The 13,442-nt window shown below is 60.9% G+C and carries 11 protein-coding genes; 5 read left to right on the top strand and 6 right to left on the bottom strand.

Annotated elements, in window-relative coordinates; all coding sequences use genetic code 11:
- Window positions 1-3,096 (bottom strand): bifunctional proline dehydrogenase/L-glutamate gamma-semialdehyde dehydrogenase PutA, encoded by a 3,096-nt coding sequence (gene putA / locus AB4072_RS14960; RefSeq protein ID WP_441969137.1) that lies wholly within the window; start codon window positions 3,094-3,096, stop codon window positions 1-3.
- 113 nt (window positions 3,097-3,209) lie between these two features.
- On the opposite strand from putA, the gene AB4072_RS14955 reads away from it, so the two are divergent.
- Both AB4072_RS14955 and AB4072_RS14950 read left to right on the top strand, forming a co-directional pair.
- The gene (locus tag AB4072_RS14955) at window positions 3,210-3,671 is read left to right on the top strand and encodes an Lrp/AsnC ligand binding domain-containing protein (protein WP_441969135.1); all 462 of its coding nucleotides are present in this window, start codon (window positions 3,210-3,212) and stop codon (window positions 3,669-3,671) included.
- Window positions 3,672-3,777: 106 nt separating this feature from the next.
- Window positions 3,778-4,830: an ABC transporter substrate-binding protein gene (locus AB4072_RS14950; protein ID WP_441969134.1), complete on the top strand. Its 1,053-nt coding sequence runs from the start codon at window positions 3,778-3,780 to the stop codon at window positions 4,828-4,830.
- Window positions 4,831-4,839: 9 nt separating this feature from the next.
- Here the strand turns inward: AB4072_RS14950 and AB4072_RS14945 are convergent, their stop codons facing one another.
- The 3 genes from AB4072_RS14945 to AB4072_RS14935 form a co-directional block, all read right to left on the bottom strand.
- Entirely contained in the window at window positions 4,840-5,820 is a 981-nt protein-coding gene (locus AB4072_RS14945; protein WP_441969132.1) for a hypothetical protein, read from the bottom strand.
- Window positions 5,821-5,902: 82 nt separating this feature from the next.
- Window positions 5,903-7,036: a CobW family GTP-binding protein gene (locus AB4072_RS14940; RefSeq protein ID WP_441969130.1), complete on the bottom strand. Its 1,134-nt coding sequence runs from the start codon at window positions 7,034-7,036 to the stop codon at window positions 5,903-5,905.
- Between the two features lie 4 nt (window positions 7,037-7,040).
- Window positions 7,041-7,940, bottom strand: a complete 900-nt coding sequence (locus AB4072_RS14935; protein ID WP_441969129.1) for a DMT family transporter — start codon at window positions 7,938-7,940, stop codon at window positions 7,041-7,043.
- Between the two features lie 162 nt (window positions 7,941-8,102).
- On the opposite strand from AB4072_RS14935, the gene AB4072_RS14930 reads away from it, so the two are divergent.
- Window positions 8,103-8,840 (top strand): DUF930 domain-containing protein, encoded by a 738-nt coding sequence (locus tag AB4072_RS14930; RefSeq protein WP_441969127.1) that lies wholly within the window; start codon window positions 8,103-8,105, stop codon window positions 8,838-8,840.
- Between the two features lie 28 nt (window positions 8,841-8,868).
- On the opposite strand, the gene AB4072_RS14925 is transcribed toward AB4072_RS14930, so the two are convergent.
- Complete coding sequence (locus AB4072_RS14925) at window positions 8,869-10,203, bottom strand: D-alanyl-D-alanine carboxypeptidase family protein (protein ID WP_441969125.1); 1,335 nt, start codon at window positions 10,201-10,203, stop codon at window positions 8,869-8,871.
- Between the two features lie 287 nt (window positions 10,204-10,490).
- On the opposite strand from AB4072_RS14925, the gene AB4072_RS14920 reads away from it, so the two are divergent.
- Both AB4072_RS14920 and AB4072_RS14915 read left to right on the top strand, forming a co-directional pair.
- Window positions 10,491-11,390 carry an EamA family transporter gene (locus tag AB4072_RS14920; RefSeq protein WP_441969123.1) on the top strand — a complete coding sequence of 300 codons (900 nt, stop codon included), beginning with the start codon at window positions 10,491-10,493 and terminating at the stop codon, window positions 11,388-11,390.
- A 70-nt stretch (window positions 11,391-11,460) separates the two neighbouring features.
- The gene (locus AB4072_RS14915) at window positions 11,461-12,600 is read left to right on the top strand and encodes a 2OG-Fe(II) oxygenase (protein WP_441969121.1); all 1,140 of its coding nucleotides are present in this window, start codon (window positions 11,461-11,463) and stop codon (window positions 12,598-12,600) included.
- Between the two features lie 117 nt (window positions 12,601-12,717).
- On the opposite strand, the gene AB4072_RS14910 is transcribed toward AB4072_RS14915, so the two are convergent.
- A complete protein-coding gene (locus AB4072_RS14910) occupies window positions 12,718-13,296 on the bottom strand; it encodes a TIGR00730 family Rossman fold protein (RefSeq protein WP_441969119.1) in 579 nt (192 codons plus the stop codon).
- Window positions 13,297-13,442 lie beyond the last annotated feature (146 nt).

The raw sequence follows: 13,442 nt of genomic DNA, 5'->3' as shown, positions 1-13,442 counted from the left end.
TTATTCTCCCATGGCGATCAGGCTCGCATTGCCACCTGCTGCCGCCGTGTTGACGGTGATGGTCTGCTCGGTCGCGAAGCGCAGCAGATAATGAGGTCCACCCGCTTTCGGACCCGTGCCGGAGAGGCCATGGCCACCGAAGGGTTGCACACCGACGACAGCGCCGATCATGTTGCGGTTCACATAGACATTGCCGACGGAAAGCCGCTCGATCACTTCCTGCGCGGTCGCGTCGATGCGCGAGTGGATGCCGAGCGTCAGTCCGTAGCCGGTATCGTCGATGGCTTGCAAAACATCGCCGAGACGATCCGCCTTGTAGCGCACCACGTGCAGAATCGGGCCGAAGACTTCTTCCTTGAGCGCGTCGGGGTTTGCGATCTCGAAGATATGCGGGGCGACGTAAGTGCCGTTCTGCGGCGCTTCGCCCGCATAGTGCACGCGCGCGGTGCTCTTCATCTTCGCCACATGCGCGTCGAGACGATCCTTCGCTTCGCTATCGATGACGGGGCCGATCTGGGTCGACACCTCGCGCGGATCGGCGAGCTTCAATTCCTGCGCGCTACCCGCGATCATGGTGATCATCCGGTCGGCTACATCCTCCTGCACACACAGCAGACGAAGCGCAGAGCAGCGCTGCCCCGCCGAACGGAAAGCGGAGGTGACGACATCGTCCGCGACCTGTTCCGGCAAAGCGGTCGCATCGACGATCATCGCGTTGATGCCGCCGGTTTCCGCGATCAACGGAACGATAGGACCGTCCTTTGCCGCAAGCGCGCGATTGATGAGACGGGCGACCTCCGTGGATCCGGTGAAGACCACACCTGCAACGTCCTTGTGATTGACGAGCCGCGCGCCGACGCGTCCGTCGCCCGGCATGAACTGCAGCGCTGTCACGGGCACGCCGGCTTCATGCATGAGGCCCACTGCATAGGCCGCGATGAGCGGTGTCTGCTCGGCGGGTTTTGCGACAACCGAATTGCCGGCCATGAGCGCGGCCGAAACCTGACCGAGGAAGATCGCGAGCGGGAAGTTCCACGGTGAGATAGCCACGAATACGCCGCGTCCGCGCATGCGGAGCGCATTGGTCTCGCCGGTCGGCCCCGGCATCTGTTGATCGCTGCCGAACAATGTCTGACCTTGAGCGGCGTAGTACCGGCAGAAATCGACCGCCTCGCGCAATTCGGAGAGTGCGTCGTCGAGAGTCTTGCCCGCCTCCGTTTGCAGGAGATGGAGCAGAGCGCCGCGCCGCGCTTCCATGAGATCCGCCGTGCGCGAGAGCGCGCCCGCGCGCATATCGGCATTCGTTTCGCTCCATGCGCGGAAACCGGCGGCAGCGGCGCGCATGGCCCGATCGGCGGTCTCAGGTGACGCTTCCGTCACCTTGCCGGCCACAGTGCCGCCGTCGATGGGGCTGATGACTTTACGCTCTTCGCCTGCTTCAGGTTTGCCATCGATCAACGGCTTGGCGCCGAACGCGCTTTTCGCGACCTTCGCGATCTCCGCGAGAAGCGCATCGAGCGCGGCTTGATTACCGAATTCGACACCTTGCGAGTTTACACGGCGCGGTGCGAAAAGATCGCGCGGCAGCGGCAGTTTAGGATGGCGTGCGGAATCGGGTGACACGATGATGTCGGCGGGGCGCTTGAGCAATGTCTGGACAGGGACATTGGTATCGGCAGCGACGGACACGAACGAGGAATTCGCGCCGTTTTCGAGAAGACGACGCACGAGATACGCGAGTAGATCGCGATGTCCGCCAACCGGCGCGTAAGTCCGACAGGCGAGGCCCGGATTATCCTCGAGCAAACGCCCGTAGAGAATTTCACCCATGCCGTGGAGACGCTGGAACTCGAAGCCATCGATGTTGCCCGCGCGCTCTAGAATAGATGCGACGGTAAGTGCGTTGTGGGTTGCGAATTGCGGATAGATGCGCGGACGCAAGGCCAGCAGTTTTTCGGCGCAGGCGGTGTAGTTCAGATCGGTCATCGCCTTGCGGGTGAAGACCGGATAATCGTCGAGCCCACGCTCCTGCGCGCGCTTCACTTCCGTGTCCCAATAAGCTCCCTTCACGAGCCGCACCATCATGGGGCGATCATAACGCTCGGCCATGGCGGCGATGGCGTCGATGACCGCGGCAGCGCGTTTCTGGTAGCTTTGAATCGCAAGACCGAACCCGCTCCACCCTGCAAGCGACGGATCGGAGATCACAGCTTCGATCACTTCAAGCGAGAGTTCGAGACGATCAGCCTCTTCCGCATCGATCGTGAAATTGAGTTCATAACTCTTGGCTTTTTGCGCCAGCTCGATCACGGCCGGAACAAGTTCGCGCATCACGCGCGCGCGGCTCGTCGCCTCATAGCGTGGATGCAGGGCCGAGAGTTTTACGGAAATGCCCGGCCGGTTGGGCAGCGGCTCGTTACCGGCCGATTGGCCGATGGCGTCGATGGCGGAAGCGTAGGAATCGAAATAGCGCTTCGCATCGTCCGCCGTGCGCGCGCCTTCACCGAGCATATCGAAGGAGTAACGATAGAGACGGCCCTTGCTGGAGCCTGCGCGTTTAAGGGCCTCCTCGATGGTCTGGCCGAGCACGAAATGATTGCCCATGACGCGCATGGCTTGGCGTGTCGCGGCACGTACGGCGGGGAGGCCGAGGCGCTTGGTGAGTTGGCGCAGGATCCCTTCGGGTGTCTCTCCCGGCTGAATGATGCGCGCGGTGATGCCGAGCGCCCAGGCGGAGGCCGAGATCAAAAAAGCATCGGATTTCGATTCGTGCTCCGCGAAATCGGCCTGGCCGAGCTTGTCCTCGATGAGCCGGTCGGCGGTGGCGGCATCGGGCACACGCAGCAAGGCTTCCGCCAGAACCATGAGGGCGAGCCCTTCCTTGGTGGAAAGGGCATATTCACGCAGCATCTCCTCGACTCCGCCAAGGCCGCCGCTCTTCTGGCGAATGGCCTCGATGAGACGGGTGGCCCGCTCGTCGATCCGCTTCTCCCGCTCGGGCGACAGACGTGCATGGGCAAGCAGATGCTTGGCAATGGTCTCGTCGGCTTCGGCGTAAGGCGGATTGAAGGTCGTGAGCGGGTTCTGATGCGTCATGGGGTTCCCTCGGGGGTTTTGTCGGAAAATACGAGAGGTCGAGCCGGGTTTCGATGGCGATTTTTGTCATGTCGCCTTATAATAATAGCTAGTTTGATAGTATTGGCGTGAAAATGACGGGAATCGATCGCACGGATCGGAAGATCCTGAAGCTCCTGCAGCTCGATGGCCGCATTTCGACGGTCGAGCTCGCTGAAAAGATCGGCCTTTCGCCGACCTCGACCGGCGACCGGGTGAAGCGGCTGCAGCGGGAGGGCTATATCGCCGGGTTCGGGGCGCGGCTCGATCCGCATCGCCTCGGCCTCGAACTTCTGGTCTTCGTCGAGGTTTCCCTCGACAAGACGACCCCCGATGTCTTCGAGAAATTCGCCGAAGCGGTGAAGCGCGCGCCCGAGGTTCTCGAATGTCACATGGTGGCCGGAGGGTTCGACTACCTTGTGAAGACGCGCGTTGCCGATATGAGCGCTTATCGCCACTTCCTCGGCGAGATTCTGCTCGCCCTGCCAGGCGTTAAGGAAACCCGCACCTATGCGGTGATGGAAGAGGTCAAGAGCGACGGAATGCTGCCGGTCTAGCTCGCATGCCTTTGTAATAAGCTGTTTCGCTTGCCTCTTCGGCATTGCCCCTTGATGCGTATGCATCGTTTTGGTTGCATGGTGAGCGAGACGGGGAGGGATTTTCATGTCGCGTCATGGGTCGGGGAACGGAAGAAGCGTTCTGAAATCATTGGTTCTCGCGGCGGGTTTAGGGTTCACCGCGCTGTTGCCCGCGCAAGTGGCCCTGGCGCAGACGCCTGTGCGGTTCAGTCTCGATTGGCGCTGGGAAGGACCGGCGGCTCCGTTCGCGGTGGCTCTCGACAAGGGTTACTTCAAGGCCGAGGGTCTCGACGTCACCATCGATCCGGCGGCGGGCTCCCGCGAGCCGATCTCCCGCGTCGCGTCCGGCACATATGATGTGGGCTTCGGCGACGTGAATTCGCTGGTGCGCTTTCGTGACGAGAATCCCGGCACGGACATCAAGGCCGTGATGGTCATGTATGACCGTCCGCCCTTCGCCATCATCGGGCGCAAGAGCCGCGGCATCACGAATGAAGTCGCGAGCCTCCAGGGCAAGAAGTTCGGCGCGCCCGCCGCCGATGGCGCCTATGCGCAATGGCCGATCTTCAAGGCCGTCAACAAGGTCGACGATTCGACCATGAAGTTCGAAAATGTCGGCTTTCCGGTGCGCGAGCCAATGTTGGCGCAAGGCGAAGTCGATGCGGTGTTCGGCTTCTCCATGTCCTCCTACATCAATCTGAAATCGCGCGGCGTACCGCAGGACGATATCGTCGTGCTGTTGATGAGCGATTACGGTGTCGATCTTTACGGCAACACCATCATCGTCTCGCCGAAATTCGCGACCGAGAAGCCCGAAGCCGTGAAGGGCTTTTTGCGTGCGATCATGAAGGGCGTGCAGGACACCATCAAGGATCCTTCGGCCGCCATCGATTCCGTGATCAAGCGCAACGACGTGGCCAAGAAGGACGTGGAGCTGGAGCGCCTCAAGATGGTGCTCGATCAGAACATGCTGACGCCGTGGGTCAAGGCGAACGGCTTTGGCGGTATCGACAGGGCGCGCTTCGAGAAGGCGCTCGATCAAATCGGCCTGACCTTCACCTACAAAGCGAAGCCGAAGACTGAGGATGTGTTCAGCGAGCAATACATGCCGCCTGCCGATCAGCGAAAAGTGAACTGATAAATCAGATCAATTTTCGGGCACCTCGGTTGAGCCGTTCCAGGAGCCTTCGAAACTCCAGGTCAAGGTGATCTTGGCTCTGCCGCTATAGGAAGGGCGCTGCGCGATCATCACCGGTGTTCGCAAGGCGATCGTTTCCGTCTTGGTGCCGGAGAGCGGAACGTTGCGGAGGTTCTTGTTCACCCAGGCGATGATATCGGTCGGAATCGTGCCCGCGCGCTCCGGGAGGAGCGGCGCGTTCGCGACAATGATATTGGAGAACGAGAAGCTATCCAGAAAAAGCTTCTTCGCTTCCGTATCCACCACGGTCATGCCGTAGCCGACGCAGAGGCCTTTGACAGCCTTTCGCTCATCCGCCCGGATGTTCGATTTCGTCGCGCGCGGACCGCCCACATCCGCTAGAAGGCCGTTTGCGGAATCCTCGCGCAGGAGATGAATCCTGCCGGGGCAAGCCTCGAAACTCTGCCAGTGCTGATAGATCTCTTTTTCATCGCCCTCCTCGTCGCTGGCGGGTGCGCGCGACGCCATGGTTGCGCCGGGGGGCGGGGTCATGAGTTGCGGTGCACTCTTCATGACCGCATCGCGGATACAGGTTTCATCGCCCTTGCAGCGGGCATAGGCTTGCTGAATGGCGGCCTGCATCGCCTGCTGCTGAGCGGCGCTCGGCATTCCCGCAGGTCGAGTGTTCGATTGCTGCGCGGCGCGGGTCTGGACGCGCGCGCTCTTCTCCTGCGCCTTCTTCACCGAGTTCGGATCGAAAATGTTGACCCCGCTGAGATCTGGAGCAGCCTCGAGAACGGTGGCGATGAAATAGCGCTGCTTGAATACCGCCTTGTCGAAGTTCGACGGCCCGTCCTGCCAGGATTCCTGGCCCTCGACCCGCACCTCGATTTTCAAGAGGCGCTGGGAGGCGGGAGTTGCATCGGCGGGCGAAGGCAGGACAAGGCCGGCGATCAGGGCCGAGGCGAGAGATGTGCGGAAGGGCGTCATGACGATTCCATGGAGCGTGCGTTGTGTTGTTACATAACGCTTCGTCGGTCCGTTGGGAATCGTAAAATCGCGCAAACGAGCCTTATCGTCTGAGGGACAACGGATTGTCGGAAAGCGCCGCCGCATCCGGTTGGTCGATGCCTGGCTTGCGCAGGAAAGCATTCCAGAGACGGTCGATCACGTCGCGATCGAGATCGTCGACGATGAAGACGATGCGGCTGCGCCTGTCTTCGCTCGGCCATTTCGGCAACACCGCGGGCACATGGATCACATGCTGAACCCCATGGATCACGACCGGATGTTCGGGGTCCTCCGCCAACGCCACGAGACCCTTCACGCGCAGCAGTTTCGCGCCTTGTGACGAGCGCAAGAGATCGAGGAACATGTCGAGCGAACCTTGCGGGATCGGCTCGTCGCTGGTGAGGCAGAACGCGCGGATACGCGCGTCGTGCCGGTTCACGTCGTGGTGGTGATGACCATGCCCATGATGGTGATGATGCTGATGGGCGTGGCTTTCGTGTTCGGCCTTTTCCACGGCCTCGGCTTTCAGCCATTCGCGCACGTCGGCGATCTTGCCGTCGAGGCCGAACAGGCCACCGGTGACGATGGCGCTGGCCGGAGCGTCGGCGGGCAGGATGTCCGCGCCGGGATTGAGATCGCGCAGACGCTTGCGCAAGGTTTCGAGCGATGCGCTATCCGTCACGAGATCGGTCTTCGTCAGAACGATCCGCTCGGCGACGGCTGCCTGCTTGAGCGCTTCGCGATGGGCATCGAGCGTCGCCGCGCCGTTCACCGCGTCGATGATGGTCACGACACCTTCGACGGCGTAGCGCATCGAGAGATACGGATGGTAAAGCACCGCGTGCAGAATCGGGGCCGGATCGGCAAGGCCGGTCGTCTCGATGATCACGCGACGGAACGGCGCGATGCGCCCGTTATCGCGCTTGCGCAAGAGGTCTTCGAGGGTCGCGATGAGATCACCGCGCACGGTGCAGCAGAGGCATCCGGCGGACAAAAGCACCATGCCTTCATCGACCTTCTCCACGAGAAGATGATCGAGACCGATCTCGCCGAACTCGTTGATGATGACAACGGTGTCGTGAAGCGCCGGATCCTGCACCAGGCGATTGAGCAGAGTCGTCTTGCCCGCGCCGAGGAAGCCGGTGAGGATCGTGAGCGGAATCGGCGGCAAAGGGCCTGCGGGTCGGTCTGACATCGGTTCAATCCGTCGGAACGAGGGGCGTGGAGCGCTTGCGCTCAAGGAGAACATTGGTGACGACGGCGATGAGCACAAGGACGCCGCCCGCAATCTGCAGGCTCGACAGTCGTTCGCCGAGCACCAGAACGGAGGAAAGCGCCGAGACGACCGGTTCGATGCAATAGGCAATGCCCGCTGCCGCGGCCGAAATCCGGGCGAGCGCCAGCATCTGAAATACGAAGCCGATCACATAGCCGCCGATGGTCATGAAGACCGCGAACGGGGCGATGGCAAGGATCGCCGGCGCTTCCAACTGGCCAGTCATCGCACCGACGAGAAGTGCTGTAGGCAATACGATCAGATGAACCCAGAACACCTTGGCGACAGGTTCCGTCTTCGGGCAGCGCGCGGCGGCAAAGAACTGGGTAGCCGTGGCGATACCGGCCCCCGCCGCCAGGGCCAGACCGCGCCAGTCGAGACCTTCGAAAACAGGCCCCACCACAAGCACCACGCCGAATAGCGAAAGGAGAACGACGCCGATGAGGGAGGGTGTGAGCGGAGTCTTGTCGACGAACGGCGTCGCGAGCACGATCATCGTCGGATAGGCGTAGAAGATGACGGTCGCCATCGTAACAGGAATGAAGGCGACGGAAGATATGTAGCAGAGACCGACGAAAGCCGTGGCGATGCCGAGCACGACCAGCGTTCGCCATTCCTCCCGCGCGACCGTCAGTCTCTGGCGCAAAAGATAAGCGACGCCGATGGTGAGAACGAGCATCAGAAGTACGCGATAGACGACGATGGCTGGGCCGTTGATGCCGGCAAGTGCTGCGACCCGCGCATAGACGATGTTCAGCCCATAGAGCCCGGCGGAGCCGAGGGCGAAGAAGAGGCCATTGACGGGAAAAGAGGTCTTGGACATCGAGTGGCTCGCGGCGGGGCAACACCGTTCGCGCGGATCGCAGCCGATTGCAAGAGTTGCCCTGTGGACCGCTTGGCTCTGCGTCGCGATTGCCACAATCCCGCTTGATTGAAACTGAATAACGGCCCGACCGATAGTGGGGGCCTTGGCGGGCTGCGATGTATGGATCTGTCTTTCGGAACGCAGCCCAGAAACTTCCTGATCAAGGCTAGCGATACGATCTCATGCGATATGAAGGCCAAGGGCCTTTGGGCATCATTGGCCCTTCACGCCTTCATGCTTCTGACGTTCTTCATTCCGCAATCAAGGGAGCCGATCCCACTCTTTGATGAGAGCGTGCCCGTCGAGATCTGGACGCAGGATCGGTTGGCTGAATTCAGCGGGATTGAAACGCCGCAAGTTTCGAAAGACGCTCAAATCCCGGAACCATCGGAGGCGGAGCCGAGCCTGCAACGAAAGGCTGCGCCTGAGCCGATTTCTCCCGAGCCTCCGATTGAGGAAAAGCCGAGGAACCGAGCGTCGATACGGGCGACCAAGATTCTCTCCGGTGACGTTCTTTCGCATCCTCTCAGCCGAAAGCTGAAAGCGATGCTTCCCTTGTTCGGGGAAGAAACGCGCCTCGAACAATTATGCGGCCTTGAGGCCATGGCGCAAATCGCGGCGCTGAAGGAATTCCAGCCCGATCGGGTCGTGGCCTACGCCATGTCGGATTCGAAGATCACCAAGACGTCTGTTCTGGCCGATGGAGCGGCGTTCCGCAGTAACGGGACGTGGTACAATCTGAAATTCAAATGCGGTCTCAAAGCCGGTCGCCAGAATGTGGAGTCCTTCGAATTTCAGATTGGCGACGCGATCCCGAAAAGCGCTTGGGAGGCGCACAATCTCCCGGCCCGGTTTTAGGGTTGGCGCGAGAGACTTTCGCCGACGCTCAATTCTTGCCCGTGGCCTTGTGCTTGGGGTCGGGTTTCTTCGGCTTTGCTTTGGTATCCACTGACGCCTGGACTTTCGCGCCAGCCTTGCTCGATGACTTGCCAGGATCGTTCACCGGTTTCAGCGAAATGCTTGCCCGGTTTTGATCCTTCTTTTCCTTGATCGTCTTTACGTCACCGGCTTTCGCGATTTTCTTTTGAGCGTTCTTCGCGTCCCGAGCGGCCTTGTCGGCTGCATCTTCCGCCGCGGCCTGGGCCGCGAGTTCCGCCTGGCTCGGCGGGTTCAGCCCGATCCAGACCGGCACCGGCTCCGCCGTCGAGCGCGGCCCAAGGGCCGTGCGTGCCGTTCCGCCTGCATAGGCGAAGACGTTGGGCGACGAGAGGAGGTTGGGTGTCGTCAGGTCGGGTTCGGCGCCGATGGTGGTCTGGTTTTCTTCCTGCGGCATCGGCCCCTTGCGGTCGCAGACGACCGGACGCATGTCCGGCGGACTCTGGCTCACTGAGGCGGGCAGGGTGTCGAGGGAATAATTCGAAGGGCCGGTCGGACTGTTGAATCCGAGATCGAACAACTCCGCTGCTTTCATGGTGCGCTCATTGGCGGAGGGCGCGCCGAGCACGACTGTGATCAGGTGGCGGCCGTTGCGGGTAGCACTTGCCACCACATTGAACCCAGCCGAGCAGATGAAGCCGGTCTTCATGCCGTCGGCGCCGGGATAGCGCCCGATCAGCCCGTTGGTGTTGCGCATGATCCGGCGGCCGTACTGAATGGCGCCGATATCGAACAGACCCTGATATTCCGGAAAATGGGTCAGGAGTGCGCGGCCGAGAATGGCCATGTCGCGGGCGGAGGTCTGGTTGCGCTCGTCCGGCAGACCATGCGGATTGACGAAATGGCTCTCGCGCATACCGAGCCGGCGGGCCTCTTCGTTCATCATCGCGGCAAAGCCGTCGATGGAGCCGCCAAGGTTCTCGGCGATGGTCGCAGCGACGTCGTTCGCCGACTTGACCATGATGATCTTGAGCGCATTGTCGAGGCGGATCTGGGTGCCGGGCTTGAAGGCCATCTTCGATGGCGGAAGCGCGGCGGCGGCCTCCGAGACGGTTAGAAGCTGGTCCATGCGCACCTGGCCCGCTTGTAGGAGATCCAGCGCCACATAGGTCGTCATGAGCTTGGTGATGGAGGCGGGAAACCAAGGGTCCGTCGCCCGGTCCGCATGCAGCACGCGGCCGGTTTCCAGTTCGACCACCACAGAAGGATTGCCTGCGAAAGCTGGGCTACTGCCGAGCACGGCGATGGCGAGGGCTGTCAAACCGAGAGCTCGACTCATACCCATGCGAACGACTCCATAACCCCAAGAAAGTCGGCGAGAGGCCTCAAAGCCCTGCTCTGCGAGCGGCCTATTGTTAACTGCAAAGACGGGTTTTGGCTAGAGACGGACCCCACCGCTGTGGGTGTGGTGCGTCTCTAGCCTATTGATTCTGCGCGATCTTCGGGAATCGGGTTCCACTTTTTCATGCCGCGCATCAGGTCGAGGATCTGCCCCCACGGCCTTTGCGTCACCCTTTCTAAGGGAATCCATGGCAAGAGCATGGCAAAGATACCGCTGTTTCGAGACCGATCATGCTTTCCTTCCTCTGGGTGCCGATAACTTTGGTGGCATCCGCCGCCCAGACTGGCCGCAACGCCACGCAGCGCAAACTGACCGAGATGATCGGCACAATCGGCGCGACGCAGGTGCGCTTCCTCTACGGGCTCCCCTTCGCCTTTCTGGCGCTTGCGGCGGTGCGGCTTTTGAGCGGCGAGGCCGTTCCGCTGCCGAACAGCGGTTTTGCGGTCTATGTGATCGGAGGCGCGATGGCGCAGATTCTCGCCACGGGGTTGATGCTGTTCGCCATGCGGGAACGCTCCTTTTCGGTCGTGACCGCCTACACCAAGACCGAACCGGTTCAGGTGGCTCTGTTCGGACTGATCATCCTCGGCGACCGTCTGACGCCCGTTGTCGCCGTGGCGATTCTGATCGCGACGAGCGGCGTGATCCTCATGTCGGTGAAACCCGGGACGAAACTTGCGGGATCGGGCCTTCGTCCCGTCGTCGCCGGCATTGCCTCCGGTGCCTTCTTCGCCCTCTCGGCCATCGGGTTTCGCGGAGCGATCCTGTCCCTTGGAGACGGATCGTTTTTCATCCGCGCGACGACGACTCTCGTTTGGAGTCTCGGTATCCAGACCGCGATCCTTCTGATCTGGCTCGGGATCTTCGACCGCAATGCTTTGCTGCAAAGCTTCCGCGTCTGGCGCACGTCGCTTTGGGCCGGCTTTCTTGGCGCCTTCGCATCCCAGTTCTGGTTCCTGGGCTTTTCATTGACGTCAGCCGCGAATGTGCGAACCCTGGCGCTGGTCGAAGTTCTGATGGCCCAGGCGGTATCCCATCGCTTTCTGTCTCAGCAAACCACGAAGCGAGAGCTCACGGGCATGGTTCTGATCGTCGTTGGTGTCGGGCTGCTGCTGGGTGGGCAGATCTGACTTGCTTTGTCGGGACCTGATATGTATCCATCTTTTGCTGTTATAACCTAACGTCATTCTCGGGCCCTTCATGACAACAAACGACAAGCCAGCCTATAAAATGATCCAAGTCGGCGACCCGGCTCCGCTTTTCACGCAAAGCTGCGCGGGAAATCCGGAATTTCATTTTGATATGGCGGCTGGGCGCTATGTCGTCCTTTGCTTCTACGGATCAGCTTCGGACGAGACCGGCATGGCCCGACTCAATCTCGTTCAGGAAGAACACCGATCTTTGTTCGACGACGACAAGATCGCGTTCTTCGGGGTCAGCGTCGATGAGAGCGATCGGAGTACAGAGCGTGCCCGCGACCTCATTCCCGGCATTCGCCATTTCTGGGATTTCGACGGCCGGGTCAGCCAACTCTATGGTGCCGTGCCCGTGAACCCGACGCTGGAAGCGGGTTCGGTGGCTGTTCGCCGCTTCTGGGTCGTGTTGAATCCAACCTTGAGAGTGCGTGCGATTTTTCCATTCCAGGACGACGGAAGCGATCGTGAAAAGGTCGTGCAATATCTGCGTGAACTGCCTTCCGTGAGCCAATTCGCGGGGTTCGAAGTGCAGGCCCCCGTTCTGATCATCCCGGATGTCTTCGAGCCGGGTCTCTGTCGCCACCTGATTGGTCTCTATGAGAAGCACGGCGGCGACGAATCGGGCTTCATGCGGGAAGTCGACGGCAAAACCGTTCCGGCATACGACTCGAATCACAAGAAGCGCAAAGACTATCTGATTACCGATGAGAACCTGATTACCCAGGTGCAGAGGCGCGTGGTCCGTCGCATCAATCCGGAGATCGAGCGAATCCATTGTTTCAAGCCTACCCGCATGGAGCGCTACATCGTCTCCTGCTACGCATCGGAGGATGGAGGCCACTTCCGGCCGCATCGCGACAACACCACCAAGGGAACGGCGCATCGTCGCTTCGCGGTGTCGATCAACCTCAACGGCGATTTCGAAGGTGGTGAGGTGAGCTTCCCGGAATACGGACCGCGCGGCTTCAAAGCGCCTCCCGGTGGTGCCGTCGTGTTCTCGTGCTCACTCCTGCATGCGGTCTCGAAAGTGACGGCCGGGCGGCGCTTTGCGTTCCTTCCCTTCATCTACGACGACGAGGCCGCACGCATCCGCCAGCAGAACAATACGCATCTCGGCGAGGGCGTGACCGTCTACGAGACCTGAGCCGCGGCTCCGTTGAAGCGTCGGGTGAGCGGAAGAATAACGTCGCGGGTCAAGACTGCGACCTCACGAGAACAACGCGACCGGCCCCATCGCGGATGAGCCCGGTGACGATCTCGATCATTGTTCGCCTTCGCGAATCCATTTCACCACGACCGGGGGTTCGTAAGCCTTGATGGCGTCGATCAAGGCTGCCGGCTCATCCTTCACGATCAGGATGGCGCGGTGGATTGGTTTTACGAAACCGTTTGCCGTCACCTCGTCGAGGAAGTCCGTGAGCTTGTCGTAGAAGCCGCCGGCATTGAAGATGGCGCAGGGCTTCTTGTGATAGCCGAGCTGTGCCCAGGTCCAGACCTCGAACAATTCCTCGAAAGTCCCGATCCCGCCGGGCAGCGCGATGAACCCATCGGCGAGTTCCGCCATGAGCGCCTTGCGCTCATGCATTGATCCGACGACTTTAAGTTCCGTCAAGCCGCTATGGGCGATTTCCTTGTCCACCAGCGCCTGGGGCATGACACCGATGACGTTGCCGCCCTCGGCTAGCGCCGCATCGGCAACCGCACCCATCAGGCCGACCGATGCGCCGCCATAGACGAGGTCGATACCATTTTGGGCGAGTGCGATTCCCAGATCGCGCGCGGCCTGGAGATAGATGGGATCGCGGCCCGGGCTCGAACCGCAGAACACGCACAAACGCATGAAAGCCCCCTTGGCGGATGATCCCGCGAGACGCAACCGCTCGCAGGTCATTCGTCTTAAGAAATCTTGGACGAAACGCATGGATCATGAATCGTGCCATCAGGACAAGCTTGTCGTTGAGCCCCCCGAATGTCCGCCATGCGCTC

It is taken from the genome of Microvirga sp. 2MCAF38 (assembly GCF_052115485.1).
Taxonomy (GTDB): Bacteria; Pseudomonadota; Alphaproteobacteria; order Rhizobiales; family Beijerinckiaceae; genus Microvirga.
The sequence above is the reverse complement of the archived record's forward strand: the minus strand, read 5'-3'. Positions and strand labels throughout refer to the sequence as shown.